The following is a 23,764-nucleotide window of genomic DNA, read 5'->3' as shown; positions in this document are numbered from 1 at the left end:
CCTCTTTACGATTTCGACGAAACGGCGCCGACGGGGCCGGCATGTGCGGGAACGGCGTCGTGCGCGTCGGCCAGTTCGGCCGCCAGATGACGCTCGGCGATCAGCTTCAGCGCGAGCGTGACGAGCGCGAGCAGCGCCAGCACCGACGCCACCGCGAACGCCGCCGCGAAGTTGTATTCGTTGTACAGGATCTCCACGTGCAGCGGCATCGTGTCGGTCACGCCGCGGATGTGGCCGGACACGACCGACACCGCGCCGAACTCGCCCATCGCGCGCGCATTGCACAGGATCACGCCGTACAGCAGGCCCCACCTCACGTTCGGCAGCGTCACGCGACGGAAGATCTGCCAGCCCGACGCGCCGAGCACGCGCGCGGCTTCTTCCTCGTCGGTGCCTTGCGCCTGCATCAGCGGAATCAGCTCGCGCGCGACGAACGGGAACGTGACGAAGATCGTCGCGAGCACGATGCCCGGCACCGCGAAAATGATCTGCACGTCGTGATCCTGCAGCCACGGCCCGAACCAGCCCTGCGCGCCGAACAGCAGCACGTACACGAGGCCCGAGATCACCGGCGACACCGAGAACGGCAGGTCGATCAGCGTCGTCAGCAGCGCCTTGCCGCGGAATTCGAACTTCGCGATCGCCCACGATGCGCACACGCCGAACACGAGGTTCAACGGCACCCCGATCACGGCGACGGTCAGTGTCAGCTTGATCGCCGACCACGCATCGGGATCGGCCAGCGATTCGAAATAGAAGCCGACGCCCTTGCGCAGCGCCTCGACGAACACCGCGGCGAGCGGCACGACGAGGAAAAACGCGAGGAACGCCAGCGCGATGCCCGTGAGCAGCCAGCGCACGACGCGCGACTCGCTGACGGGGTCGAGCCGCTTCGTGGCACGCGCGGCCGGCGACGGGGTTTTCAGCACGACGGTGGCCTCCTGGCTCATTGCTGGCCTCCTGCTGCTACGGCGACGGTGGCGGGCGCCGGGCCGCTCGCGCCCTTGCTCGTACGACGCTGCAGATACCACTGCAGCGTGTTGATCAGCAGCAGCATCAGGAACGACACGACCAGCATCACGACCGCCAGCGCGGTCGCGCCCGCGTAGTCGTACTGCTCGAGCTTGGTGATGATGAGCAGCGACGTGATCTCGGATTTCATCGGCACGTTGCCGGCGATGAAGATCACCGAGCCGTATTCGCCGAGCGCGCGTGCGAACGCGAGCGCGAAACCGGTGAGGAGCGCCGGCAGCACGGCCGGCAGCACGACGCGGCGGAACGTCAGCCAGCGCGACGCGCCGAGGCATGCGGCGGCCTCCTCCTGCTCGCGCTCGAAATCCTCGAGCACCGGCTGCACCGTGCGCACGACGAACGGCAGCCCGATGAAGGTCAGCGCGACCAGCACGCCGGCCGGCGTGAACGCGATCTTGATGCCGAGCGGCGCGAGATACTGGCCGACCCAGCCGTTGGTCGCGTAAACGGCCGCGAGCGAAATGCCGGCGACCGACGTCGGGAGTGCAAACGGCAAATCGACGACCGCATCGACGAGGCGCTTGAACGGAAACGTGTAGCGCACCAGAACCCAGGCGACAAGAAAGCCGAACACGGCGTTGATCAGCGCGCCGCCGAGCGCGGCGGAGAACGTCAGCCGGTACGACGCGAGCACGCGCGGCGACGTGACGGCGGTGACGAACTGGTCCCACGACAGCGTCGCGGTCTTCAGGAACGTGGCGGCGAGCGGTATCAGCACCACGAGGCTCAAATAGGCCACCGTGATGCCTAGCGTCACGCCGAAACCGGGCAGCGCGCTCGGCTTGCGAAAGGTGTACGTCGTCATCGGATGCTCTTGCTGGGTCGATGCTGCTCATGGGTCCGACGCAAACGCCGGCGCAGTGAATCGCGCCGGCGGCCCGTCGGGGATGCGGCGCGCTATCGTGGCGCGCCGCTGTCGTTATGGCGTTACTGCGGCTTGTAGATCGAATCGAACACGCCGCCGTCCGCAAAATGCGTCTTCTGCGCATTCGTCCAGCCGCCGAAGGTATCGTCGACCGTGTACAGCTTCAGCTTCGGGAACTGCTTCGTCAGCTCCGCCGGCACGTTCTTCGAACGCGGCCGGTAGTAGTTGCGCGCCGCGATCTCCTGGCCCTGCGGGCTGTACAGGAAGTTCAGGTACGCATCGGCCAGCTTGCGCGTGCCCTTCTTGTCGACCACCTTGTCCACCACCGCGACGGGCGGCTCGGCCAGGATGCTCACCGACGGCACGACGATCTCGAACTTGTCGGTGCCGAATTCCTTGACCGACAGGAATGCCTCGTTTTCCCATGCGATCAGCACGTCGCCGATCCCGCGCTGCACGAAGCTCGTGGTCGCGCCGCGCGCGCCCGAATCGAGCACGCCTGCGTTCTTGTAGAGCTTCGTGACGAATTCCTTCGCCGTCTGCTCGTTGCCGCCCGGCTTGTGCACCGCATACGCCCATGCGGCCAGGTAGTTCCAGCGCGCGCCGCCCGACGTCTTCGGATTCGGCGTGACGATCGAGATGCCCGGCTTGGTCAGGTCGTCCCAGTCCTTGATCCCCTTCGGATTGCCCTTGCGCACCAGGAACACGATCGTCGACGTGTACGGCGACGCGTTGTCGGGCAGGCGCTTCTGCCAGTCCTTGTTGACGAGCCCCTTGTTCGCGAGCGCATCGATGTCGTACGCGAGCGCCAGCGTGACGACGTCGGCCTGCAGGCCGTCGAGCACCGAGCGCGCCTGCGCGCCCGAACCGCCGTGCGACTGCTTGAAGTTGACGGTCTCGCCCGTCTTCGCCTTCCACTCCTTGCCGAACGCCTGGTTGAAGTCCTGATACAGCTCGCGCGTCGGGTCGTACGACACGTTCAGGAAGGTCGTATCGGCCTGTGCGTGCGTCGCGACGCCCAGCGCCGCCGCCGCGCCCAGCGCGAGTGTTGCGATCAGGCGGCCCACTCCGCCCACCAGCCCCGTATTGCGCTTGCCCATCCTTGGTTCTCCAGTGTTGTCGGTATTGCGATGTCGGGCCAGTCTAACGAACGGGTTACATGATTAAAAATAATCGTTCCTTATTTTTTAATACTCAAAAGTGCTAACGCAGACGGGATGGACGGTTGTGGCAGATGAACCGGCGTCCGGGCGTCGTGAAATCGCGTCGGAACCGGCGCGATCGCGTCGAACCTCACGTAACACTTGAAATTCGCGGACTACTGTATAAAAATACAGCTCACTGTCTATCCATACAGTTGAGCCATGACCAAACTCACCGCCCGTCAGCAGCAAGTGTTCGACTTGATCCGTCGCGCGATCGAGCGCTCCGGATTCCCGCCCACCCGTGCCGAGATCGCGGCCGAACTGGGCTTCAGTTCGCCGAATGCGGCCGAGGAGCACCTGCGCGCGCTGGCGCGCAAGGGTGTGATCGAGCTGGCCGCCGGCGCGTCGCGCGGCATCCGCCTGCTCGGCATCGACGATGCCCCGCACCAGTTCACGTTGCCGCACGCCGCCCTGATGCAGTTGTCGCTGCCGCTCGTCGGCCGCGTCGCGGCCGGTAGCCCGATCCTTGCGCAGGAGCACATCTCGCAGCATTACGCGTGCGATCCCGCGCTGTTCTCCAGCAAGCCCGATTACCTGCTGAAAGTGCGCGGCCTGTCGATGCGCGACGCCGGCATCCTCGACGGCGACCTCCTCGCCGTGCAGAAGCGCACGGAAGCGAAGGACGGCCAGATCATCGTCGCGCGTCTCGGCGACGACGTCACGGTCAAGCGCCTGATGCGCCGGCCTGGCGGTCTCGAGCTGATCGCGGAGAACCCCGATTACGAAAACATCTTCGTCAAGGCCGGCAGCGCGGAATTCGCGCTGGAAGGCATCGCCGTCGGGCTGATTCGCTCGGGCGAACTCTGACATTCCGTCTCGCTGAGGAGAACATCATGGAACGCCTTGCCCGTCTGCTGCCTTTCCGTCAATTCGGCCGCCTGCGTCACCTGCGCGGCCGCACGCCCTGCGCACCGCTGTCCGCGGCGGCGCCTGTGCAAGAAGAAGTCGCAGTCGAACGGCAGGCGTCCCTGCTGCCGTCGGCGCTCCCCGCTTTCGCGCGGGTATCGCTGAACGCCGGCCTGAATCACGCCGAACCCGCGCGCCGTGCACCGGTGCGCGTCTATCACGGCCGTTCGCGCCTGATCATGGTCGGCACGATCGACGCCGTATGCCGGATGATCGATCGCTGCATCGCAGAGGAACGATCGGCCACGCCCGGCGGTCTCTGATTGCGGAACATCCCCGCACCGGAGGCAACGTGACCGGATCTTCGGGCCGCGCATGGCGGCTCAAGCCCCTTCTGATCGTCGTGCTGGCCGTCGCCATCGTTACGGCGATCGGCTATGCCTACGCATCGCCGTACGTCGCGCTCGGTCGCCTGAAATCGGCGATCGATGCGCGCGATGCACAGGCCATCAGTGAATATGTCGATTTCCCGTCGCTGCGCATCAGCCTGAAGCAGCAGGTCACGGAAGAGTTGATGCGCCGGATCGACGCGGTGAAGAAGAACAATCCGTTCGCGGTGATCGGTGCGCTGATCGGGTCGGCACTGATCGGCCCGCTGGTCGATGCGTACGCGACCCCGGAAGGCGTAGCCGCGCTGATGAGCGGATTGCCACCGCGTGGCAATCCAGGAGAGCGCCCACCCGAATGGTCGAATCTGCCGCCAGGCAGCAATACGCCGGCGGCCAATCCGGCTCCACCGGCAAGCGCAGCCGCTCCGGGTAGCAACACGGCCTCTACGGCTGCGTCATCGGCACCACCCGCCGCTGCCGCACCGGCCAGCCCGGTCGATGCAACGCATGTGCCGCACCAGCAGCAAACCAGCGCCGGTTACCGGAATATCGATGAATTCGTCGTGACCTACCAGCGCAGTGCCGACGGCACGCGCTATGCGGCGATATTCCACCGCTTCGGCCTGTTCTCGTGGAAGTTGTCCGCGATCGACCTACACGCTTGAGCGGTCTTGAGTGGCCGCGGTCAGCGCCCACCCCACGGACGTGGCACGACGCCCGACCGGCGCGATTCGCCGGTCAGGCAGTCATCGAATCATCCGAATCATTGGATCATTTGCCGTTCGCCGTGGCCGCTTCACGCTCCCGCGCGATTTCTTCCTTCTGCTCCTGCGCCGACGAACACGCAACCAGAATGCTGCAGTTCACGCGATCGAGCAGTTGCGTGTTGCCCGACCCCATCCACCATCTGGACAACCCGCTACGGCACCGATGGCCAACGACGACGAGGTCGGCCTTCAGCTCCGTCGCAAGATTCGCGATTTCGTCGATCGGATAGCCGAACGCGAAATGGCCTTCGGCCTGCACGCCGCGCTCGCGCAGCCAGTTCACCCCTTCCTGCAGGATTTCACGCGCGGTTTCCTCGAACCGGCCACATGCGACGTCGGTCAGCAAACCCGCGCTCTGTGCGATGCTCGAGCGCATGTCGACCACCGACAGCAAATGCGTCTCGGCCTTCAGGTCCATCGCGAGATTGGCGCCGCAACGCAGTGCCTTGCGTCCTTCGAGCGTGCCGTCGTAACACAGCAAAATCTTGTTGTAGCTAGCCATGAAACCTCCCTGTCACAACACCGAGCCTACGCATTCATCATGGTGCGCCGCAATTCAGGACGCAAGGGATGGAAAACGCTGATTCGCCCCGCTCGGCTCGTGCGCGATGATGCAGTGCACGATCGGTGCGACCATGCATCGCATCGTGCAGGCATGCCCTGAAGAGACGCAGCCGATGCACTAGAATGGCCCGTTCGTACTCCAGCGGGCCATCAGGCGCCGGCGTCGTGCGCTTCGGTCATGCCCGTGTGACACGCAATCGTCCGATCGGTTCGTCAACCGGCCACGCATCCGGCAGCGGAACGCTTCCGCGCCGCCTACAACGACAACATGCCCATGTCCGTTGCACCGATCGATTTCCGGAACGTCGAGAAGCACTATGGCGACAAGCTCGTCGTCAACGGCCTGTCCTTCACCGTCCAGGCCGGCGAATGCTACGGCCTGCTCGGGCCGAACGGCGCCGGCAAGACCACCACGCTGAAAATGCTGCTCGGCCTCACGCATCCCGATGCAGGCACCATTTCGCTCTGCGGCGAACCGGTTCCATCGCGTGCGCGGCATGCGCGCCAGCGCGTCGGGGTCGTCCCGCAGTTCGACAATCTCGACCCCGACTTCACCGTGCGCGAGAACCTGCTCGTCTTCAGCCGCTACTTCGGCATGTCGGCGCAGGCCGCGCACGCGCTCGTGAAGCCGCTGCTCGAATTCGCGAAGCTCGAGAACAAGGCCGATGCGAAGGTCGGCGAGCTGTCGGGCGGCATGAAGCGCCGCCTGACGCTCGCGCGCGCGCTCGTCAACGATCCGGACGTGCTGGTGCTCGACGAGCCGACGACGGGCCTCGACCCGCAGGCGCGTCACCTCATGTGGGAGCGGCTGCGCTCGCTGCTCGCGCGCGGCAAGACGATCCTGATCACCACGCACTTCATGGAAGAAGCCGAGCGCCTGTGCGACCGCCTGTGCGTGATCGAGGAAGGCCGCAAGATCGCCGAAGGCGCGCCGCACGCGCTGATCGAATCGGAGATCGGCTGCGACGTGATCGAGATCTACGGGCCCGATCCGGCCACGCTGCGTGACGAGCTGTCGGCGTTCGCGAAGCACACCGAGATCAGCGGCGAGACGCTGTTCTGCTACGTGAGCGATCCGGAACCGCTGAGCGCGCGACTCAAGGGTCGCACGGGGTTGCGCTATCTGCATCGCCCGGCCAATCTTGAAGATGTGTTCCTGCGGCTCACCGGCCGCGAAATGCAGGACTGATCGATCATGGATGTCCGCAACTATTCGACCGCCGCACCGTCGGCACCGCCGCGCGTGTCGCGCTTCGCGATTGCGATGCCCGCGAACGCGACCAACTGGATCGCCGTCTGGCGGCGCAACTATCTCGTCTGGCGCAAGCTCGCGCTCGCGTCGATGTTCGGCAATCTTGCCGATCCGATGATCTATCTGTTCGGGCTGGGGTTCGGGCTCGGGCTGATGCTCGGCCATGTCGACGGCGTGTCGTATATCGCGTTCCTCGCGGCCGGCACGGTCGGGTCGAGCGTGATGATGTCCGCGAGCTTCGAGTCGATGTATTCGGGGTTCTCGCGCATGCACGTGCAGCGCACGTGGGAAGCGATCATGCATACGCCGCTCGCGCTCGGCGACATCGTGCTCGGCGAGATCGTTTGGGGAGCCAGCAAGGCGATGCTGTCGGGGGCCGCGATCATGCTCGTCGCGGGGGCGCTCGGCTATGCGCAGTTTCCGTCGATGCTCGCGGCGCTGCCCGTGATCGTGCTCGCAGGCCTCGCGTTTGCCAGCATCGCGATGATCGTCACGGCGCTCGCGCCGTCCTACGATTTCTTCATGTTTTATCAGACGCTCGTGCTGACGCCGATGCTGCTGCTGTCGGGCGTGTTCTTCCCGATCACGCAGTTGCCGCCGATCGCGCAACACGCGGCGCAGGCGCTGCCGCTCGCGAATGCCGTCGAGCTGATCCGGCCCGCGATGCTCGGCCGGCCGGCAACCGACGTCGCGCTGCATGTCGCGGTGCTCGCCGGTTACGCGGTCGGCGGATTCCTGCTGTCCGCGTGGCTGTTCCGGCGGCGGATGATGCGCTGACGGCCGGCGCACGGGCGCCGGCTTCCTGCGACGACCTTACTCGTCGTCGTCGCTCCACGGGATTTCGACGTCGGTCAGGAACGCGACGGTCGCGAGCGGGCCGCCTTCCTGGCGGCCGAGCTTGCCGTCCGCGCGATGCCATTCGACGCGAAACTGCGTGCCCGGATCGTCGGCCAGCAGATAGACCGTGCGCAGCTCTTCCTTGTCGGCTTCGTCCACCGGGCCGTCGAACGACACCAGCATCTTCTGCGGCCACAGGCCGTTGACCGGATCGTAGATGCGATCGCCTTGCGGAATGTCGATGCTGGCCTCGACGCCGATCGTTGCGGAGGCCTCGATGATCATCGAGCCGAGTGCGTTCAGCACGGCAGTCGCCCGCGCGGAATTGGCCTGGCGGATCGCGAGATCGCCGCGCGTCAGCGCCTTTTCGAGTCGAGGATGGATCTTCGGTTGGGTCATGCGTTTTCCTGTTTGCTTCTTGTAAATGGCGCCGCACGCGCGAAACGGCGGCGCCGGATGAATACGACGATTGCGCCCGTTTGGCGCGCCGCTTGCGCGCGTCAGAACCCGAGCGCGACCGCGAGCAGGCCGCTCGCGATCCCGAACACGACGACGAGCGTCGCGACGATGGCCAGCATGTAAGGCTTGAACGAACGCGCGAGCATCGCGAGCGACGGCACGCTGATCGGCGGCAACGTCATCAGCAGCGCGGCGGCCGGGCCAACGCCCATGCCGAGCGACAGCATCGCCTGGATGATCGGCACCTCGCCGGCCGTCGGGATCACGAACAGCATGCCCGCGACCGCGAATGCAATGATCCAGCCGAGATGATTGCCGATGTCCGGGCCGATATGCGGGAACAGCCACGCGCGCGCGGCGCCGAGCAGCAGCACGAGCACGATGTATTCGGGCACGAGCCGCACGGCCATGCGCGCGAGCAGCTTCATCCAGCGGACGAACGGATTGCCGGCCGCGGCCTGCTCGGCCGCCAGCGCGGCGAGCTGCGCATCGTCGATGCTGCGCTCTTCAGGGCGTGCGATGCGGTTCAGCAGATAGCCGATCCCGAACACCATCGCGATGCCGAGCACGAGGCGCAACGCACTCCAGTGCCAGCCGAGCACGAAGCCCATGAAGACCAGCGCCGCCGGGTTCAGCACCGTGTTGCCAAGCCAGAACGCGACCGCACCGCCCGGCGATGCATGGCGCGCACGCAGCCCCGCGACGACCGGCGCCGCACAGCACGTGCACATCATGCCGGGCAGCGACAGCAGGCCGCCCGCGGCGACGCTGCCGAAGCCGGTGCGGCCGAGCACGCGCGCGACCCAGTGCGCGGGCAGCAGCGCCTGCACGGCCGAACCGAGCAGCAGGCCCAGCACCATTGCCTGCCAGATCGCCTTGCCGTACGCCCACGCGTAGTCGAGCGCGGCCTTCAGCGACGGTTCGGGCGCGGTCGCCGACGTGCCCATCAGGATCGACTGGCCGATCGAATGGTGCTCGGCGGCCACGAACGCCTTGTTGTAGTACGGAAACCATTTCACATAGAACAGGCCTGCGACCGCGATCAGCAGGAAGGTCATCCAGCCGAGGGCCGGACTGGGTTGGGTGCGGGTGGTCGTCATCGTGTGGTGGTCGATTGGTTTTGGTCAGTTTCGAATGTCGCGCCTGCAGCAAACGCGGCCGATGCGGGTAGCCCGGCCTGTGCGAGCTGGGCCAGCAGCGCACGCGCCTGCTCGCGCCCATCGGCGGCGTTGGGCCGGAACGTGAACGTCAGCGCCCGGTTCGGCTTGTTGTATGCCGCGCGGTAGGTCCGTGCGTAGGCCGGATCGTAATGCTTGTCGATCAGTTCGGTGAACAGTTCGGCCCGCGCGTCCGCATCGATCAGCGCCTTCCAGTGCGTCACCTGCTCGCGGCTGTGCAGGCCGATCAGCCGATTGAGCTGCGCCTTGAACGTATCCGGTTCGTCGAACAGGTGAGCGTAATCGTCGAGGAGAAATGCGATGCGCTCGTCATGCGCCGCGTCGACATGCACCCACGGCCCTGCGTGAAACGCTTCGATCAACGCGATCGGCAACTGCACGAGCCCGATCCGGCGGCTTTCCGACTCGACGAACACCGGCCATTCGGGGTCGAAACGTCCGAGTGTTTCGACGAGCCCCGAATCGAACCCCTTCTGCGCCGGCTGAGGCTTGCCCGGCAGCGCGCCGAGCAGCGAACCGCGATGGCACGCGAGCGCCTCGAGATCGAGCGTCTGCGCGCCCACGTCGCGCAGCGCGTTCAGCAGGCGCGTCTTGCCGCAGCCCGTATGGCCGACGAGCGCGATGTAGCGAAAGCGCGTCGGCAGCGAGTCGAGCGTCGCGCACACCGACTGGCGGTACGCCTTGTAGCCGCCGTCGAGCTGGCGCGCCTTCCAGCCGATCAGGTTGAACCAGGTCGTCATCGAGCCCGAGCGCTTGCCGCCGCGCCAGCAATAGATCAGCGGCCGCCAGTTGCGCGGACGGTCGGCGAACGTCGTGTCGAGATGGCGCGCGATGTTGCGCGCGACCATCGCCGCGCCGACCCGGGTCGCCTCGTACGGCGACACCTGGCGGTACATCGTACCGACGAGCACGCGCTCCTCGTTGCTGAGCACGGGCGCGTTCAGCGCGCCGGGAATATGGTCCTCGGCGAACTCGAGCGGCGTGCGCACGTCGATGATCTCGTCGAACTCGCCGGCGCGATCGAGGGTGACAATCAGGTTCTTCAATTTGGCGTCGAACGGGGGCGATGCGGCTCGATGAGCCGCATGGGCACGGAAGGCGGATTGACGATTATCTCACGGGCCGGCGTCTCGGGCCGCGCGCGGCAGTTGGCGGCGCCGACGCGGCCTGCATCGCATCGATCAGATGGTCGCGGAACGCGCGAACCGACGCGGGCAGGTCACGCCCCGCCATCGTCTGCACCTGGATGCTGCGCTCGCGCAGCTGCGGGTTCGTCACGGGCACGACGACGAAGCCGTCCGCGGCGCAGCGGTCACGCACCGACAGCAGCCCCGTGAACATCACCGCGCCCGTGCGGCGCGCGTAACCGTACATCGCCGCCGTGTTGTTGCTCGTCAGTTCGGGCTCGAGCAGCAGCCCGTCGAGCGCGCACGCGATGTCGATCAGCTGGCGCACCGTCGTGCCGGCCTCGGGCAGCACGTGCGGGTGACGCGCAACATCGGCGAGCGACACGGCTTCCCGCGTCGCGAGCGGATGGTCGTGCCGCACCAGCGCGAAGATCGGCGCGCGCTCGGAGTGGTCGACGCGCACGCCCTTCTCCGGCGCGAGGCTGAAGCTCAACGCGATGTCCACATCTCCATCGCGAACACGCCGCGTCGCGTCCGCCGGTGACACCACCCATACGGAGAAATCGACACCCGGATGGCGCGCCTTGAAGCTGGCCAGCGTGCCGGGCAGGAAATCGATCGCGAACCCTTCCGAGCACGCGATCTTCAGCAGGCTGCCGTGCAGCGCGTCGAGCCCGCCGATGTCCTTCATCACGTGCTCGGCCTCCAGCAGGCTGCGCTGCGCGAACGCCAGCAGCCGCTCGCCGGCCTCCGACAACGCCATTCCGCGCGGCCGGCGCTCGAACAGCGGTGCGCCGAGCTCGTTCTCCAGTTTCGCGATCTGGCGGCTGATCGCCGATACGGCCACGTGCAGCCGCGCGGACGCGTCGCTGATCGAGCCGGTGCGCGCCACCTCGACGAAATACCGCAACGCCAGGCCATGCAGGAAAGCCGCCATCGCTCTGTCTCCGCCCGGCTGCCGGGCTTGCCGCTTTGCCTTTTCGGCAAAGAAAGGTTCGAAATTCGATCATTGTGACAAAAAAAACGGCTTCCTAGAATCGATCGAATTTCACGCTGCATGCCCGATCCGGCGCGTGCAGCGAAGCCGTCAGAGGAGACCCGACTTGAGCCGTACCGCCGCCATCCAGCACGCGCTGAACCAGTTCGAATCCGGTGCGTTCTTCACGACCCTGAGCCGCCGCGTCGGCCTGCGCACCGAAAGCCAGGAGAGCGGCAATGAAGCCGCGTTGCGCGCCTACCTGACCGACGAGATCGCCCCCGAAGCCGCGCGCCTCGGCTTCACGTCGCGGATCGTCGACAATCCCGTCGACGGCGGCGGCCCGTTCCTGCTCGCCTCGCGCCACGAAGACGACGCGCTGCCGACCGTGCTGATCTACGGCCACGGCGACGTCGTGCGCGGCTACGACGCGCAGTGGCGCGCGCCGCTGTCGCCGTGGACGCTGACGGCAGACGGCGACCGCTGGTACGGCCGCGGCAGCGCCGACAACAAGGGCCAGCACACCATCAACCTGGCCGCGCTGGCGAGCGTGCTCGACGCGCGCGGCGGCCGGCTCGGCTTCAACGCAAAGCTGCTGATCGAAATGGGCGAGGAAACGGGTTCGCCGGGCCTCGACGCACTGTGCCGCCAGGAACGCGACGCGCTCGCGGCCGACGTGCTGATCGCATCCGACGGCCCGCGCATCGCCGCCGCGCGCCCGACGGTATTCCTCGGCTCGCGCGGCTCGATCAATTTCAAGCTGAGCCTGCGCGCCCGTGACGGCGCGCATCACTCCGGCAACTGGGGCGGGCTGCTGCGCAATCCGGCGATCGTGCTCGCCCATGCGCTCGCGAGCCTCGTCGACGCGCGCGGTGCGATTCGCGTCGCGGGGCTGCGTCCGCCGCCGATCCCGGCGGCCGTGCGCGATGCGCTCGCCGACCTCTCCGTCGGCGACGGCCCCGGCGATCCGGCGCTCGACGCCGACTGGGGCGAGCCCGGCCTCACCGCGCCCGAGCGCGTGTTCGGCTGGAACACGTTCGAGATCCTCGCGTTCAAGGCCGGCAACCCCGAGCACCCCGTCAACGCGATCCCGCCCGCCGCGTACGCGCACTGCCAGTTGCGCTTCGTCGTCGGCACCGACTGGCAAGCGCTGCACGCGCATCTGCGCACGCACCTCGATGCACACGGCTTCGCCGACATCGAGATCGACGTCGAACGCGGCGCGCCGGCGACGCGCGTGCCGCCGGACGATCCGTGGGTGCGCTGGGCCGTCGCGTCGCTGGCGCGGACCACCGGCAAGAAGCCCGCGATCCTGCCGAATCTCGGCGGCACGCTGCCGAACGAAGTGTTCGCCGACACGCTCGGGTTGCCGACGCTGTGGGTGCCGCACTCGTACCCGGCGTGCTCGCAGCACGCACCGGACGAGCACCTGCTCGCGAGCGTCGTCAGCGAGGGGCTGCAGATGATGGCCGGCCTCTTCTGGGATCTCGGCGACGACGCACCGACCGCTCGCCGCACGGCGCCCGCCGCGGCCGACGCCGCCCTGTAACGCGCTTCGCCCCTTTCACGGGACCTGCACACACGATGAATACGACCACCCTGACCTCGCAGGAAGCCGCCCGCCCCAGCGCCGCGAAGATCCGGCGCATCATCTTCGCGGCGTCGATCGGCAACGCGCTCGAATGGTTCGACCTGATCGTCTACGGCTTCTTCGCGGTGACGATCGCCAAGCTGTTCTTCCCCGCCACCAGCGAAGCGACGTCGCTGATGCTGACGCTCGGCACGTTCGGGCTGTCCTACCTGATCCGGCCGATCGGCGGCTTCGTGCTCGGCGCGTACGCGGATCGCGCGGGCCGCAAGGCGTCGCTGCTGCTGTCGATCGCGATGATGATGGCTGGCACGCTGCTGATCGCACTGATGCCGACCTACGCGTCGATCGGCCTGCTCGCGCCGCTCGGGATCATGCTGTCGCGGCTGATGCAGGGCTTTTCCGCGGGCGGCGAATTCGCGAGCTCGACCGCGTTCCTCGTCGAGCACGCACCGCAGCGGCGCGGTTTCATGTCGAGCTGGCAGTTCGCGAGCCAGGGCCTCGCGACGCTGCTCGCATCGGGCTTCGGCGCGTTGCTGACCTCCACGCTGACGACCGCGCAACTCGAAAGCTGGGGCTGGCGCGTGCCGTTCCTGTTCGGGCTCGCGATCGGCCCGGTCGGGCTGTATATCCGCCGCTACGTCGACGAGGGCGTCGAGTTCAAGACGCAGGCACGCTCGGAAGCGCCGGTGCGCGAGCTGTTCGCGGAACAAAAGGTGCGGGTGCTGCTGTCGATCGGCGCGCTCGTGATCTCGACCGCGATCAACTACATGATCCTGTACATGCCGACTTACGCGATCAAGCAGCTCGGCCTGCCCGCCTCGACGGGCTTCGCGGCCACGCTCGCGACCGGCTTCGTGCTCACGCTCGTCACGCCGGTCGTCGGCCACCTGTCCGATCGTACCGGGCGGATCCGCATGATGGCGGTCGCGGCGGTCATGATGCTCGTCACCGTGTACCCGACGTTCGCGTGGCTCACGCGTCACGCGTCGTTCGCGACGATGCTCGCCGCCCTGGTCTGGATCGGTGCGCTGAAGGCGATGTACTGCGGCGCGCTGCCGGCGCTGATGGCCGAGCTGTTCCCGTCGCAAACCCGCGCAACGGGGCTCGCGGTCAGCTACAACACGGGTGTCACGCTGTTCGGCGGCTTCGCGCCGTTCGTCATCACCTGGCTGATCAGCGCGACCGGCAACCGGCTGTCGCCGGCGCTCTACCTGATGGGGTGCGCGCTGCTGAGCCTCGCCGCGCTGTTCGTCGCGCGCACGCGGCTCAAGATGCGATAACGGAACAACCGATGGCGCGGCGATGCGCCGCCGGTGCGGCCCGTCGCGGCATCGCTGCCGCGCGGGCCGGGCGCCACCTGCTTCAGGTCAAGGCGCCGGGTTCGGCTGCAGTTCGTGCAGCGCGTCGATCTCGGCGAGGATCTCGTCGGACAGCTTCACGTCGACGCTGCCGATGTTCTCCTTCAACTGCTCGAGCGACGTCGCCCCGATCAGGTTGCTGCGCGTGAACGGCCGGCTGTTGACGAACGCCAGCGCGAGCTGCACGGGCGACAGTCCGTGACGCCGCGCGAGCGCGACATAGCGCGACGTCGCCTCGACGGCCTGCGGCTTGCTGTAACGCTGGAAGCGTTCGAACAACGTGATGCGCGCGCCGGCCGGACGCGCACCGTTCTCGTACTTGCCGGACAGCCAGCCGAACGCGAGCGGCGAATACGCGAGCAGGCCGACGCCGTCGCGATGCGTGAATTCCGACAGCCCGTTCTCGAACGTGCGGTTCAGCAGGCTGTACGGATTCTGGATGCTCGCGATGCGCGGCAGCCCGAGCTTCTCGGCCGCGCGCAGGAACTGCGCGACGCCCCACGGCGTTTCATTCGACACGCCGATCGCACGCACCTTGCCGGCCTTCACGAATTCCGCGAGCACGCCGAGGGTTTCCTCGATCGGCACCGTATAGGCGTCGTCGACCCACGGATAGGCGGGACGGCCGAACGTCGTCGTGCTGCGATCGGGCCAGTGCAGCTGGTAGAGATCGACGTAGTCGGTCTGCAGGCGCTTGAGGCTGCCGTCGAGCGCTTCGGTCAGGTTCTTGCGGTCGAACTGGTTCCCTTCGCCGCGAATATGGCGCGGATTGTGCGGCTGCCGCGCCGGCCCCGCGATTTTCGTCGCGAGCACGATGCGCTCGCGCTGCGCGCGATGCTGCGCGAGCCAGGTGCCGATGTACGCCTCGGTGCGCCCCTGCGTATCGGGTTTCGGCGGCACCGGATACATCTCCGCGGCATCGATCAGCGTGACGCCCTGTCCGATCGCGTAGTCGATCTGCTCATGCGCATCGCGCTCCGAATTCTGCTCACCCCACGTCATCGTGCCCAGGCCGATCAGGCTGACCTCGATGCCCGAATCGCCAAGTGTGCGGTATTCCATGCTGTTCCTGTCGCGTCGGTGGAAAGCAGGAACGCTATCACATTGAAGCGACTGCTTCAGACAGGCGCCGCCTACGCTTACAGGCGGCCTTCGGCGCCGGCAGCGAGGTTCACGCGCCGGCCCGGATGATGGTGCTCCCGCCCGCCGTCACTGCGGCCGCTGGATGAAACAGGTTGCCGACGCATGCGCGACGATCTTGTCGTCCGCGGTCTTCAGCGTGCCCTCCGCGACGCCCAGCGAACGCGACAGGTGGATCACGCGCCCTTCCGCGACCAGGTCGACGTCGCGCGGCACGGGCCGCAGCATCTTCACATGCAGATCGACCGTGCCGTAGCCGACACCCGCATCCAGCATTGAATGCACCGCGCACCCGGTGACCGAATCGAGCACCGTCGCGGCGAACCCGCCGTGCACGCCACCGAGCGGATTCAGGTGCCGGCCGTCCGCCCGCGCCGAAAACTTCACATAACCGAGTTCGACGTCGAGCGGACGCATCGGGATCGTCTCGGAAATCGACGCGAGCGGCGCATCGCCCGATACCGCTGCGCGCAACAGATCGAGACCAGACAGGGAAAGCGGGTTCATCGGGTTGTCTCCGGGTTGAAAGCGCGTCGCCGCGCGAGTAAGTTCTAAATTGGAACTCATTATTGGCAACGACGGCGCCCGTTGTCAACGTGGCCGGGCCCGTTGCAACCGAAGACGGGTTCTATAATCGAACCCGCTATTTCGCCGAACCGCCGCAAAGGATGCAAGAGACTCGACGATGAAATGGGATGACATCGGCACGCTGAACTGTTCGGTCGCGCGCACGCTCGCCGTGCTCGGCGACCGCTGGACCATGCTGATCCTCCGCAACGCGTTCCTCGGCTGCCGCCGCTTCGACGCGTTCCAGGCCCAGCTTGGCATCACGCGTCATGTGCTGGCCGAGCGGCTCGCGCGACTCGTTGACGAAGGCGTGCTGGTCAAGCGCGCGTACCAGGAGCGGCCGCCGCGGTTCGAATACCGGCTGACGGACAAGGGCCTCGACCTCTACCCGACCCTGCTCGCGCTGACGGCGTGGGGCGACCGCTGGAAAGACGACGGCCAGGGGCCGCCGGTGCAGTTGCGTCACCGCACTTGCGGCCAGCTGATGCATGCGGTCACCGTATGCTCCGCGTGCGGCGAACCGCTCGACGCACACGACGTGCAGCCGGAGCGTGGCCCCGGGTGGATTGCAGCCGAGGCGGCCGGGGCGCCCGCGGACGAGAATTGATGCAGCGTCGTGCATCCTTGAATGAACGCGTAACGCACACGGATCGTTAGTCGCACTCGCGCTGCTGTTGCGTGCCGCGTCGAACCCGCCCGGCTGCACGCGCGCAGGGCTTGCATGCATGCCGCGATTCCCCACCACCGCACGCGCAATCGCGCGCTGCTTTCGGCTCCATCCGCTGATCAAACCGATCACGCGCTCGGATCCCGCACAACGCAACTTTGCGTCACCGTCTCGGCCGTCGCAGTCATCGCGATGCGTCATCCCGTCTCATCCACACGTGACCGGGCCGCCACGTCTGCGTTACACTCACGGCCCGCTGTCTCGAAATTGTTCGCTGTCCAAGATGTTGTCGCGCAATCGCCTCGCCGCTGCCTGTCTCGCCGCCTCCCTGCTCGCCACTCCGTTCGCCGCCTTCGGCAAGACGCAAAGTGAATCGCTGCTTCAGCAGGCGATCGACCTCGTGTCGCGTTGGCTGCCGGCCCCCACTCACGAAGCACCCGCGACACAGGTCGTCGAATCGGCATTTTCGCCCGACGGCGGTGCCGAAGCGCTCGTGCTGAAAGCGATCGGCGCCGCGCGCAGCTCGATCCGCGTCGCCGCCTATTCGTTCACGTCGCCGCCTGTCACGCGCGCACTGCTCGCCGCCAAGCGACGCGGCGTGAATGTCGCGGTGGTCGTCGACGACAAGGGCAATCGCGCAAAAAGCAGCAAGCAGGCGCTGAACCTGCTCGTCAACGCAGGTATCCCGACGCGCACGATCGACGCCTACGCGATCCATCACGACAAGTACCTCGTGATCGACGCCGAACACGTCGAAACGGGCTCGTTCAACTACAGCGCATCGGCGGCCAGCCGCAATTCCGAGAACGTCGTCGTGGTGTGGAACAACCCGCAACTCGCGTCGCGCTATCTCACGCACTGGCAAAGCCGCTTCGACCAGGGCACGCCGTACCGCTCCAGCTATTGAGGCAGGCCGCGCGGCGCTTGCCCCGTGTTCGATCCGCCGTGTTGCAGATGATCGGCGAGCGCGGCGCGAAACTCAATTCAGCCGAATGGCCAGCGCGCCGCCGCACTCAATGGATGTCGGGCGTCCGCCCGGTCGCCGCACCGGCCTGCGTCGTCGGCGCACAGCGATTCGCGTGTCCGCTCGCGCCGCTTGCCGAAGACGTCGGCAAACCGCCGGGCAGCGCGCTGCTCACGCAAACGACGCCGAATGCCAGCGTGTTCTGGACCATCGGATAAAGAAGATACAGCGCAAACGCGAGATAGCCCGCGTACAGGAATCGAACCATGGTGCGATGGGAAGCGATGAACGAATGGACTCGACCTGTTTACGGCACTGCGCCGGGCACCTTGAGGTATCGCGCCTCCGATTGAGCATCGGGGCGAAACACGGGCCCATGGCGCCTGCTTCGCACCCGATCTGCATCGATTCGCGCCGGGCCGAAACCACCGGCCGGCGGATTCGTAACGTGGCGATGCGCCGAACAATGCGCGATACTGTCCGACATACGATCCCGTGACCGGCCTCGCAGCCGGGACAAAAGGCAAGGCCCATGCAAATCGCACCGAAACCGGCCGACGAGGCGGCCAGGCTCGATACGCTTCATTCGCTCTCGATCCTCGACACGCCACCCGAAGAGCGCTTCGATCGCCTGACGCGTCTCGCACGCAGGCTGTTCGACGTACCGATCGCGCTCGTCAGCCTCGTCGACGCCGATCGCCAGTGGTTCAAGAGCCGTGCCGGGCTCGATGTCGCGCAAACGTCGCGCGACGTGTCGTTCTGCGCCCATGCGCTGCTCGAGGGCAATACGATGGTGATCCAGGATGCGCTGAACGACAATCGCTTCCACGACAATCCGCTCGTCACCGGCGCGCCCGGCATCCGCTTCTACGCCGGTCGACCGCTCACGGCGCCGAACGGCGCACCCATCGGCACGCTGTGCCTGATCGACACGCGGCCGCGCTCGCTCGAACCCGACGAACTCGCGCTGCTCGGCGATCTCGCCCACATGACCGAGCGCGAGATCGCCGCGCTGCATTTCGCGACCACCGACGAACTCACGCAACTGACCAACCGGCGCGGCTTCGAGATTCTCGCCCGCCACGTGCTGAGCCTGTGCGATCGCCTCGACCGTCACGCGGTGCTGCTGTTCTTCGACCTGAACGATTTCAAGTCGATCAACGACCGCTTCGGCCACGCCGAAGGCGACCACGCGCTCAAGGCCTTCGCCGACACGCTGACGGGCGCGCTGCGCGACAGCGACGTGGTCGCCCGGCTTGGCGGCGACGAGTTCGTCGTGCTGCTGAGCGCCACCGATCCGGCCGACGTTGCCGAGCCGGTCGAACGCGTGACGCAGGCGCTCGCGCTGCGCAACGCGGCCGACGCACGCGGCTATGACATCCGGTTCAGTGTCGGCCACGTCGACTACGATCCCGCACACCATCGCGACGTGGCCGACCTGCTCGCATCGGCCGATCAACGGATGTACGAGGACAAGCAGCGCGGCAAGACGGCCGGCACGTAAGCGCGGGCGGACCGGGCGCAGGCGCCTGCCGCCGCCCTGCCGCCCCGCCGCTCAACTGGGGTTGCGTGGTTGCGTCAGCTTCCGCACGGCGGCGCGCTGGCCATGGCCTCCGCGATCTGCTCGGGCGTCAGGTCGCGCTGATGTGTCGCGAGCGACCAGCGATGGCCGAACGGATCCTCGACCTGTCCGTAGCGATCGCCCCAGAACATGTCGGCAGCCGGAATCGTGACCGTCGCGCCGGCCGCGACCGCCTTCGCGATCGCCGCGTCGGTGTCCGGCACGTACAGGTGCAGGCACACCGGCGTGCCTTTCAGTGCCTTCGGCCCGAGCGCGCCGTGCTCGGGCATTTCATCCACCAGCATCAGTGTCGAATCGCCAATCACGAGGCACGCGTGCGCGAGCCGGCCGTCGGGCATCGCCAGGCGAAACTGTTCGCTCGCATTGAACGCGCGCTTGTAGAAATCGATGGCTGCGGTTGCGCCGGCGCAGATCAGGTGCGGCGTCAGCGTGCGCATCCCTTCCGGGATCGGTTTGACGGACGTGGACATGGGTGTCGCTCCTTCGGGCGGTTGTCGTATCGGAATCGGGACGGACGCGCGATGCGCACGCCTCCGATGCTACGACGGACGAACCCGGCGGAAATCGACACGGCGGCGGACATTTTTTTGTTTTCCCGGGGATCGGCGCACACGGGTTCCCCGCACCGGGCGTCATCGGCCCGTGAGGTCGGCCTCGTTGTCCCGTACGCCGAACTGCCGGCGGCATGCCTCCAGCAATCCGGCCACCGCATCGAGCGGCAGATCGGCAAACCGGGCGATCGGCAGCATCACGCCACCCGGTACCTTGTTGCGCGATGAAAGCGCCGAGAACTGGTAGCCGATGTAGCGATTTCCGGCAACGCTGATGATCCGGAATTCGGTGACGTCACGCCATCGCGTGACGGGTTGCTCGCGCAAAGCCCCGATCAGCCTGAAGCCCGTCTCGTCGACCTGCAGCGCCATCCTGCGCCGCGACGACACGAAGAAGGCGGCCCCCGCCAGCGCCAGCAACACGGCCAGTGCCGCCACCGGCCAAAGCGCCGGCGCGGCCGCGTAACCGCACAGGCTCGCCACGGCCAGCACCGCGCACGCGATCGCCCTTCCTTTCAGGCTCCGGCCGTCGACCGCCAGCGTCACCGGCAACCGGCCGACGACGGTTCCCGCGTCGGGATCGACGTGCCAGCCGGAGGAATCGGTGGTTTCGCTTTCGTCGTTCATCGCGCAATCGCTCACATCGAAGGCAACCCGCTCATCGAGGCCGGGCACCCGATCGACGCGCCGAGACAGGCTGTCCGTCGCCGGAAAATGGTCGGGATCGACGACGGTGAGCATCGACCCACGACAACGCGCCTTCGTCCGCGCGGAACGGGCCACGCTCCGTCGGCATCGGTCATGTTCAGTTGCACACCTTGACGGTACCGTTGGTCGTGCATTGACCAGTGGCCCAGTGGCTCTGCCCTGCCAGATGAGGTGCCTGGCCGACGCCACGGATCGGCTCGGACGGCGACGATGCCGGAACGGCCGCGGCAACCGACGCGGTGTCGGGCGACGGTAGCGGAGACGGCTCGGGCGCGGCCTGGCAAGCCGACAATGCCAGACAAAGAGCGGATGCCAACAGGGCGATGAGCGGTCTGGACATGATCTCGTACGCGTTTGCGATGTTCGCTTCCGGTAAAACGGGCTGGCTCAAGATCACGTGCCCGTCAGACCGTTCGGCGCAACCGCCAATGCAGCATGACGGTCATCCAATACTACTCCTCGCGATCGACGTCGCGCGAGCGGCCATTCGGCCAGGTGCCGCCCTCCATGCGGCGGCACGCGCCATCGCTGACGCATGCCGCGCCGGTCAGATTTGCGGCAGGTCGCGCAAAGTACGCGACTCGTTCGTTGCATCGATGTCGAGCTCGATGCCTTCCGATGCATCGCGATACAGCACGCGCTTCAGCCGGGGCCCGATCGCGGTGGCGTCCGATGCCGAGAAGATTGCGCGGACATCGTTTCCGGACGCGAGCGCGCGCGCCACGTCCGCCACCGGCGCTTCGCTGGGCGTCGCCGCCCACGACCGGTCAGCCGGATTCACGGCCGCCCAGCGCACGTGCGTCACGCGCGCGCTGAGCGGATCGATTCGCACGCCATTCACCGCAAACATCGACATCGGCATCTCCTTCGAATTTTTTGCGGCTCGCCGTACCGATACGCGGTCACGGACGGCCCCAGATCTCGCAGACGTTTCCCGCCGGATCCGCCACGGAAATCGCGATCGTGCCGTCGCCGTAGTCCCATTCGTTCAGGATACTGACGCGACACGACTCAAGTCGCGCAACGGCTTCCGACACGTGCGCCACTTCGATCGCCAGCGCAATGCCATGGCCGGTCGGACGAAACTCAGGGTACGGAAACTTGCCACCGCTACCCGTATGGATGGTCAACGTCGCCCCGTTCACGACAAAGCGATGCCACGGATTCCCCGCAGCCGACACGCCTTCGGCATGCACGGGCAGCGCGAGCGCCAACCGATAGAAACCCACCACCGCCCGGAAGCGATCGTCTTCGACCGGCACCAGGATGCCCAGACTCGCGATCATGCGTGCTTCTCCGGCCCACGTGATTTTCGATGATACATTGGGACGCTTTACCACCGTCAACAGACAATCGTGCACGGGAGAAACACATGACCGACGCCTGGGGAACCTTCCCTGCCAGAATGGGCGACCATCAGGCTTTCATCAGCTTCAACCACAGCTTTGCGGAAATCGCCGAAGGCGATCCGCGCACGTCGCTGCTCAGCGTGCGCGTCCCCTTTGCGCATCCGACACCGGAAGGCCTGCCGAGCGGCGACGAATTCGCCGACCTCGCAACGATCGAGGATCTGCTCGACGCCACGATGACCGCGAAAGGCGGCGTGCAGGTGGGCCGCATCACCGTCGACGGCCACCGCGATTTCCTTTTCTACGTGCCGTTCGACGAAGCGGCAGCGGCGGAGATCGTCGACGCGCTGGCCGATCGGACGACTTACGCGCTGCAGTACGCGCATCAGGACGATCCGGACAAGGAAGCGTACTGGCAGACGCTCTACCCGACCGATGACGACTGGCTGATCATGCGCGACATGCGCGTGCTGGATGAATTGCGGAAGAAAGGTGACGCCAGCGACGTAAGCCGGCGCGTGATGCACTGGGCGTACTTCCCCGACCCGAGCGACGCGCATCAGTTCGCGGACTGGGCCGAGTCGAAAGGCTATCCGGTCGAATCGGTGGCGCCCACCGAGGACGGCAAGTCGGCCGTCCGGTTTTCACATGAAGGCACCATGGCGCTGGCCGACATCACGCGCCATACGATCGCGATCAACCACGAAGTGCGTGCACTCGGCGGGGATTACGACGGATGGGAAACCAGCGTCGAACAGGCTGGCTGAGCGGGTCGACCTGCCCGCTGTGCGACACGTGATGCAACGCATCCGGCGCAAAAAATATCCCGGCGGCATGCTTGCGCGCCGCCGGGACCAAGGCATCACCGGCCGAAACCGGCGATGGGCCTGAGGGTTCGCCCAGGCACGAGGAAAGCGATTCGTGCGGATCAGGCGAACGGATGCCGGGGTGCGCAATCGATGCGCTCACGCCGCCCGCCGGACGCCTGTCCGGTTCCGTCGACGCAGCCTTCCCGCGTCGCACGGGCAAAAAGCCCCCGCTCCTGCGCGAGCGAGCGGGGAAACGGTTGACCGGGCCGGGGAAGAACGGTCAACCGACCAAATTGTGAGCGTGGGCCGCGCAACGATCTGTGCGGCAACTCACCATTTGGTGACAATGCCGCAGCAATTGGTTCGCCCGCGTGCCGCGCGGATCGCGTCACGGTCCGAGCGCAACGCCCGCGACCGGCGCGAGCATCACCACGATGATGGGCGACAGCACCACGGCCCCGATCATCATCACGCCGTCGGCCGCGAGCGTGACAGGCGTCGCGAGCACGCGCACGGCCTTGCCCGCCGTCGTGATACGGTCGGTGACCGGAATCTTGTACGAATGCGCAAACGACGACCACGTCTTGCCTTGCGCAAAACCATCGGCGAGATAGCGCGATCCGGCCAGTTCACCCTTCATCCCGAGATCCCGGTCTCCGAGCTTCGTGAAGCCGTCCTCCAGCGCACGATTCCAATCCTCATTGGTCATGTCATCGCGATGGAGCCGCAGCGAGAAATCGCCCGAAATCTTGCTGCCCTGCGCGACGAACCCAGATAGCGACGCCTTGATCGATTTCCGGTAAGGCGATGCCAGCACCGCGCCGAGATGCGCCGGCATATCGAAGATGTAGTGATATTTCTTGCCGAGCACGACGAATTGCTTGCCGTCCTCGCTGACGAGGAATCGGTCGACTGTCTCTTCGTAATGGCCGTCTTCGAACAGCATGGCAGTGCAGCCTGTCAGGCCGGCAGCGACAACGA

The 23,764-nt window shown here is 66.6% G+C and carries 28 protein-coding genes; 11 read left to right on the top strand and 17 right to left on the bottom strand.

All coding sequences use genetic code 11. From position 1 onward, the window contains the following. Positions 1-5: 5 nt before the first annotated feature. From cysW to CFB40_RS08640, 3 genes are all read right to left on the bottom strand, one after another. Positions 6-950 (bottom strand): sulfate ABC transporter permease subunit CysW, encoded by a 945-nt coding sequence (gene cysW, locus CFB40_RS08650; protein WP_089431031.1) that lies wholly within the window; start codon positions 948-950, stop codon positions 6-8. Then, positions 947-1,837, bottom strand: coding sequence for a sulfate ABC transporter permease subunit CysT (gene cysT, locus CFB40_RS08645; RefSeq protein WP_089425348.1), 891 nt, complete (start codon positions 1,835-1,837; stop codon positions 947-949). Before cysT ends, cysW begins: the two co-directional genes overlap by 4 nt. A 122-nt stretch (positions 1,838-1,959) precedes the next feature. After that, positions 1,960-2,997, bottom strand: coding sequence for a sulfate ABC transporter substrate-binding protein (locus CFB40_RS08640; RefSeq protein ID WP_011351893.1), 1,038 nt, complete (start codon positions 2,995-2,997; stop codon positions 1,960-1,962). A 264-nt stretch (positions 2,998-3,261) separates the two neighbouring features. Here CFB40_RS08640 and lexA point away from each other — a divergent pair, with 264 nt between their 5' ends. From lexA to CFB40_RS08625, 3 genes are read left to right on the top strand one after another with little or no spacing between them, the layout of a single operon-like run. Then, positions 3,262-3,909 (top strand): transcriptional repressor LexA, encoded by a 648-nt coding sequence (gene lexA / locus CFB40_RS08635; protein WP_089425347.1) that lies wholly within the window; start codon positions 3,262-3,264, stop codon positions 3,907-3,909. A gap of 26 nt (positions 3,910-3,935) precedes the next feature. Beyond that, the gene (locus CFB40_RS08630; protein ID WP_006476078.1) at positions 3,936-4,271 is read left to right on the top strand and encodes a hypothetical protein; all 336 of its coding nucleotides are present in this window, start codon (positions 3,936-3,938) and stop codon (positions 4,269-4,271) included. Positions 4,272-4,300: 29 nt separating this feature from the next. Continuing rightward, positions 4,301-5,002 carry a DUF2939 domain-containing protein gene (locus CFB40_RS08625; RefSeq protein ID WP_089431030.1) on the top strand — a complete coding sequence of 234 codons (702 nt, stop codon included), beginning with the start codon at positions 4,301-4,303 and terminating at the stop codon, positions 5,000-5,002. A 106-nt stretch (positions 5,003-5,108) separates the two neighbouring features. Here CFB40_RS08625 and CFB40_RS08620 read toward each other — a convergent pair whose 3' ends face one another. Beyond that, positions 5,109-5,606 carry a universal stress protein gene (locus tag CFB40_RS08620; RefSeq protein ID WP_039358765.1) on the bottom strand — a complete coding sequence of 166 codons (498 nt, stop codon included), beginning with the start codon at positions 5,604-5,606 and terminating at the stop codon, positions 5,109-5,111. A 336-nt stretch (positions 5,607-5,942) separates the two neighbouring features. Between CFB40_RS08620 and nodI the strand changes: the two genes are divergently transcribed. Both nodI and CFB40_RS08610 read left to right on the top strand, forming a co-directional pair. After that, positions 5,943-6,857 carry a nodulation factor ABC transporter ATP-binding protein NodI gene (gene nodI / locus CFB40_RS08615; RefSeq protein ID WP_244115410.1) on the top strand — a complete coding sequence of 305 codons (915 nt, stop codon included), beginning with the start codon at positions 5,943-5,945 and terminating at the stop codon, positions 6,855-6,857. A gap of 6 nt (positions 6,858-6,863) precedes the next feature. Beyond that, positions 6,864-7,697: an ABC transporter permease gene (locus CFB40_RS08610; RefSeq protein ID WP_089425344.1), complete on the top strand. Its 834-nt coding sequence runs from the start codon at positions 6,864-6,866 to the stop codon at positions 7,695-7,697. A gap of 36 nt (positions 7,698-7,733) precedes the next feature. Here the strand turns inward: CFB40_RS08610 and CFB40_RS08605 are convergent, their stop codons facing one another. From CFB40_RS08605 to CFB40_RS08590, 4 genes are all read right to left on the bottom strand, one after another. Further along, on the bottom strand, positions 7,734-8,156 hold the full coding sequence (locus tag CFB40_RS08605; RefSeq protein ID WP_179255261.1) for a hypothetical protein: 423 nt from the start codon (positions 8,154-8,156) through the stop codon (positions 7,734-7,736). 101 nt (positions 8,157-8,257) lie between these two features. Beyond that, complete coding sequence (locus tag CFB40_RS08600) at positions 8,258-9,316, bottom strand: permease (protein ID WP_089431029.1); 1,059 nt, start codon at positions 9,314-9,316, stop codon at positions 8,258-8,260. Beyond that, positions 9,313-10,440 carry a tRNA 2-selenouridine(34) synthase MnmH gene (mnmH, locus tag CFB40_RS08595; RefSeq protein WP_089431028.1) on the bottom strand — a complete coding sequence of 376 codons (1,128 nt, stop codon included), beginning with the start codon at positions 10,438-10,440 and terminating at the stop codon, positions 9,313-9,315. The genes CFB40_RS08600 and mnmH overlap by 4 nt, the downstream gene beginning before the upstream one ends. Before the next feature lie 64 nt (positions 10,441-10,504). Then, positions 10,505-11,458 (bottom strand): LysR family transcriptional regulator, encoded by a 954-nt coding sequence (locus tag CFB40_RS08590; protein WP_089425341.1) that lies wholly within the window; start codon positions 11,456-11,458, stop codon positions 10,505-10,507. Positions 11,459-11,624: 166 nt separating this feature from the next. Here CFB40_RS08590 and CFB40_RS08585 point away from each other — a divergent pair, with 166 nt between their 5' ends. Both CFB40_RS08585 and CFB40_RS08580 read left to right on the top strand, forming a co-directional pair. After that, on the top strand, positions 11,625-13,046 hold the full coding sequence (locus tag CFB40_RS08585; RefSeq protein WP_089431027.1) for a M20 family metallopeptidase: 1,422 nt from the start codon (positions 11,625-11,627) through the stop codon (positions 13,044-13,046). 35 nt (positions 13,047-13,081) lie between these two features. Continuing rightward, positions 13,082-14,368, top strand: a complete 1,287-nt coding sequence (locus tag CFB40_RS08580) for an MFS transporter (RefSeq protein WP_089431026.1) — start codon at positions 13,082-13,084, stop codon at positions 14,366-14,368. Between the two features lie 87 nt (positions 14,369-14,455). Here the strand turns inward: CFB40_RS08580 and CFB40_RS08575 are convergent, their stop codons facing one another. Together CFB40_RS08575 and CFB40_RS08570 are read right to left on the bottom strand one after the other, a co-directional pair. Next, positions 14,456-15,508 carry an NADP(H)-dependent aldo-keto reductase gene (locus CFB40_RS08575; RefSeq protein ID WP_089425338.1) on the bottom strand — a complete coding sequence of 351 codons (1,053 nt, stop codon included), beginning with the start codon at positions 15,506-15,508 and terminating at the stop codon, positions 14,456-14,458. Positions 15,509-15,655: 147 nt separating this feature from the next. Beyond that, positions 15,656-16,093: a PaaI family thioesterase gene (locus CFB40_RS08570; RefSeq protein WP_039358790.1), complete on the bottom strand. Its 438-nt coding sequence runs from the start codon at positions 16,091-16,093 to the stop codon at positions 15,656-15,658. A gap of 178 nt (positions 16,094-16,271) precedes the next feature. Here CFB40_RS08570 and CFB40_RS08565 point away from each other — a divergent pair, with 178 nt between their 5' ends. Continuing rightward, the gene (locus CFB40_RS08565) at positions 16,272-16,760 is read left to right on the top strand and encodes a winged helix-turn-helix transcriptional regulator (RefSeq protein WP_089431025.1); all 489 of its coding nucleotides are present in this window, start codon (positions 16,272-16,274) and stop codon (positions 16,758-16,760) included. 343 nt (positions 16,761-17,103) lie between these two features. After that, positions 17,104-17,727 (top strand): phospholipase D family nuclease, encoded by a 624-nt coding sequence (locus CFB40_RS08560; protein WP_034201824.1) that lies wholly within the window; start codon positions 17,104-17,106, stop codon positions 17,725-17,727. Between the two features lie 106 nt (positions 17,728-17,833). Here CFB40_RS08560 and CFB40_RS39010 read toward each other — a convergent pair whose 3' ends face one another. After that, on the bottom strand, positions 17,834-18,052 hold the full coding sequence (locus CFB40_RS39010; RefSeq protein WP_089431024.1) for a hypothetical protein: 219 nt from the start codon (positions 18,050-18,052) through the stop codon (positions 17,834-17,836). 264 nt (positions 18,053-18,316) lie between these two features. On the opposite strand from CFB40_RS39010, the gene CFB40_RS08550 reads away from it, so the two are divergent. Then, positions 18,317-19,288 carry a GGDEF domain-containing protein gene (locus tag CFB40_RS08550; RefSeq protein WP_089431023.1) on the top strand — a complete coding sequence of 324 codons (972 nt, stop codon included), beginning with the start codon at positions 18,317-18,319 and terminating at the stop codon, positions 19,286-19,288. Positions 19,289-19,362: 74 nt separating this feature from the next. Here CFB40_RS08550 and CFB40_RS08545 read toward each other — a convergent pair whose 3' ends face one another. The 5 genes from CFB40_RS08545 to CFB40_RS08525 form a co-directional block, all read right to left on the bottom strand. Next, positions 19,363-19,836 (bottom strand): VOC family protein, encoded by a 474-nt coding sequence (locus tag CFB40_RS08545; RefSeq protein WP_046545626.1) that lies wholly within the window; start codon positions 19,834-19,836, stop codon positions 19,363-19,365. A 162-nt stretch (positions 19,837-19,998) separates the two neighbouring features. Then, positions 19,999-20,544, bottom strand: coding sequence for an aspartyl-tRNA synthetase (locus CFB40_RS08540; protein WP_089431408.1), 546 nt, complete (start codon positions 20,542-20,544; stop codon positions 19,999-20,001). A gap of 178 nt (positions 20,545-20,722) precedes the next feature. Continuing rightward, positions 20,723-20,965, bottom strand: coding sequence for a hypothetical protein (locus CFB40_RS39395; RefSeq protein WP_089425913.1), 243 nt, complete (start codon positions 20,963-20,965; stop codon positions 20,723-20,725). A 207-nt stretch (positions 20,966-21,172) separates the two neighbouring features. Next, entirely contained in the window at positions 21,173-21,481 is a 309-nt protein-coding gene (locus CFB40_RS08530) for a phosphatidylserine/phosphatidylglycerophosphate/cardiolipin synthase (RefSeq protein ID WP_046546333.1), read from the bottom strand. Between the two features lie 46 nt (positions 21,482-21,527). Further along, positions 21,528-21,911: a VOC family protein gene (locus CFB40_RS08525; protein WP_089425334.1), complete on the bottom strand. Its 384-nt coding sequence runs from the start codon at positions 21,909-21,911 to the stop codon at positions 21,528-21,530. Between the two features lie 86 nt (positions 21,912-21,997). Here CFB40_RS08525 and CFB40_RS08520 point away from each other — a divergent pair, with 86 nt between their 5' ends. Continuing rightward, positions 21,998-22,741: a DUF695 domain-containing protein gene (locus CFB40_RS08520; protein WP_089431022.1), complete on the top strand. Its 744-nt coding sequence runs from the start codon at positions 21,998-22,000 to the stop codon at positions 22,739-22,741. Positions 22,742-23,171: 430 nt separating this feature from the next. On the opposite strand, the gene CFB40_RS08515 is transcribed toward CFB40_RS08520, so the two are convergent. Further along, positions 23,172-23,729 (bottom strand): hypothetical protein, encoded by a 558-nt coding sequence (locus tag CFB40_RS08515; protein WP_256976587.1) that lies wholly within the window; start codon positions 23,727-23,729, stop codon positions 23,172-23,174. Positions 23,730-23,764: the final 35 nt, after the last annotated feature.

The organism is Burkholderia sp. AU31652, from assembly GCF_002223155.1.
Lineage (GTDB): Bacteria > Pseudomonadota > Gammaproteobacteria > Burkholderiales > Burkholderiaceae > Burkholderia.
Note: the sequence above shows the minus strand (reverse complement) of the source record. Positions and strands in the feature narration are given on the sequence as shown.

Bases quoted from the DNA above. Each gene is read 5' to 3' on its own strand.
- cysW (WP_089431031.1), bottom strand. From the start codon at position 950: ATGAGCCAGGAGGCCACCGTCGTGCTGAAAACCCCGTCGCCGGCCGCG.
- cysT (WP_089425348.1), bottom strand. From the start codon at position 1,837: ATGACGACGTACACCTTTCGCAAGCCGAGCGCGCTGCCCGGTTTCGGC.
- CFB40_RS08640 (WP_011351893.1), bottom strand. From the start codon at position 2,997: ATGGGCAAGCGCAATACGGGGCTGGTGGGCGGAGTGGGCCGCCTGATC.
- lexA (WP_089425347.1), top strand. From the start codon at position 3,262: ATGACCAAACTCACCGCCCGTCAGCAGCAAGTGTTCGACTTGATCCGT.
- CFB40_RS08630 (WP_006476078.1), top strand. From the start codon at position 3,936: ATGGAACGCCTTGCCCGTCTGCTGCCTTTCCGTCAATTCGGCCGCCTG.
- CFB40_RS08620 (WP_039358765.1), bottom strand. From the start codon at position 5,606: ATGGCTAGCTACAACAAGATTTTGCTGTGTTACGACGGCACGCTCGAA.
- nodI (WP_244115410.1), top strand. From the start codon at position 5,943: ATGTCCGTTGCACCGATCGATTTCCGGAACGTCGAGAAGCACTATGGC.
- CFB40_RS08610 (WP_089425344.1), top strand. From the start codon at position 6,864: ATGGATGTCCGCAACTATTCGACCGCCGCACCGTCGGCACCGCCGCGC.
- CFB40_RS08605 (WP_179255261.1), bottom strand. From the start codon at position 8,156: ATGACCCAACCGAAGATCCATCCTCGACTCGAAAAGGCGCTGACGCGC.
- CFB40_RS08600 (WP_089431029.1), bottom strand. From the start codon at position 9,316: ATGACGACCACCCGCACCCAACCCAGTCCGGCCCTCGGCTGGATGACC.
- CFB40_RS08590 (WP_089425341.1), bottom strand. From the start codon at position 11,458: ATGGCGGCTTTCCTGCATGGCCTGGCGTTGCGGTATTTCGTCGAGGTG.
- CFB40_RS08580 (WP_089431026.1), top strand. From the start codon at position 13,082: ATGAATACGACCACCCTGACCTCGCAGGAAGCCGCCCGCCCCAGCGCC.
- CFB40_RS08575 (WP_089425338.1), bottom strand. From the start codon at position 15,508: ATGGAATACCGCACACTTGGCGATTCGGGCATCGAGGTCAGCCTGATC.
- CFB40_RS08570 (WP_039358790.1), bottom strand. From the start codon at position 16,093: ATGAACCCGCTTTCCCTGTCTGGTCTCGATCTGTTGCGCGCAGCGGTA.
- CFB40_RS08565 (WP_089431025.1), top strand. From the start codon at position 16,272: ATGAAATGGGATGACATCGGCACGCTGAACTGTTCGGTCGCGCGCACG.
- CFB40_RS08560 (WP_034201824.1), top strand. From the start codon at position 17,104: ATGTTGTCGCGCAATCGCCTCGCCGCTGCCTGTCTCGCCGCCTCCCTG.
- CFB40_RS39010 (WP_089431024.1), bottom strand. From the start codon at position 18,052: ATGGTTCGATTCCTGTACGCGGGCTATCTCGCGTTTGCGCTGTATCTT.
- CFB40_RS08550 (WP_089431023.1), top strand. From the start codon at position 18,317: ATGCAAATCGCACCGAAACCGGCCGACGAGGCGGCCAGGCTCGATACG.
- CFB40_RS08545 (WP_046545626.1), bottom strand. From the start codon at position 19,836: ATGTCCACGTCCGTCAAACCGATCCCGGAAGGGATGCGCACGCTGACG.
- CFB40_RS08540 (WP_089431408.1), bottom strand. From the start codon at position 20,544: ATGAACGACGAAAGCGAAACCACCGATTCCTCCGGCTGGCACGTCGAT.
- CFB40_RS39395 (WP_089425913.1), bottom strand. From the start codon at position 20,965: ATGTCCAGACCGCTCATCGCCCTGTTGGCATCCGCTCTTTGTCTGGCA.
- CFB40_RS08530 (WP_046546333.1), bottom strand. From the start codon at position 21,481: ATGTCGATGTTTGCGGTGAATGGCGTGCGAATCGATCCGCTCAGCGCG.
- CFB40_RS08525 (WP_089425334.1), bottom strand. From the start codon at position 21,911: ATGATCGCGAGTCTGGGCATCCTGGTGCCGGTCGAAGACGATCGCTTC.
- CFB40_RS08520 (WP_089431022.1), top strand. From the start codon at position 21,998: ATGACCGACGCCTGGGGAACCTTCCCTGCCAGAATGGGCGACCATCAG.
- CFB40_RS08515 (WP_256976587.1), bottom strand. From the start codon at position 23,729: ATGCTGTTCGAAGACGGCCATTACGAAGAGACAGTCGACCGATTCCTC.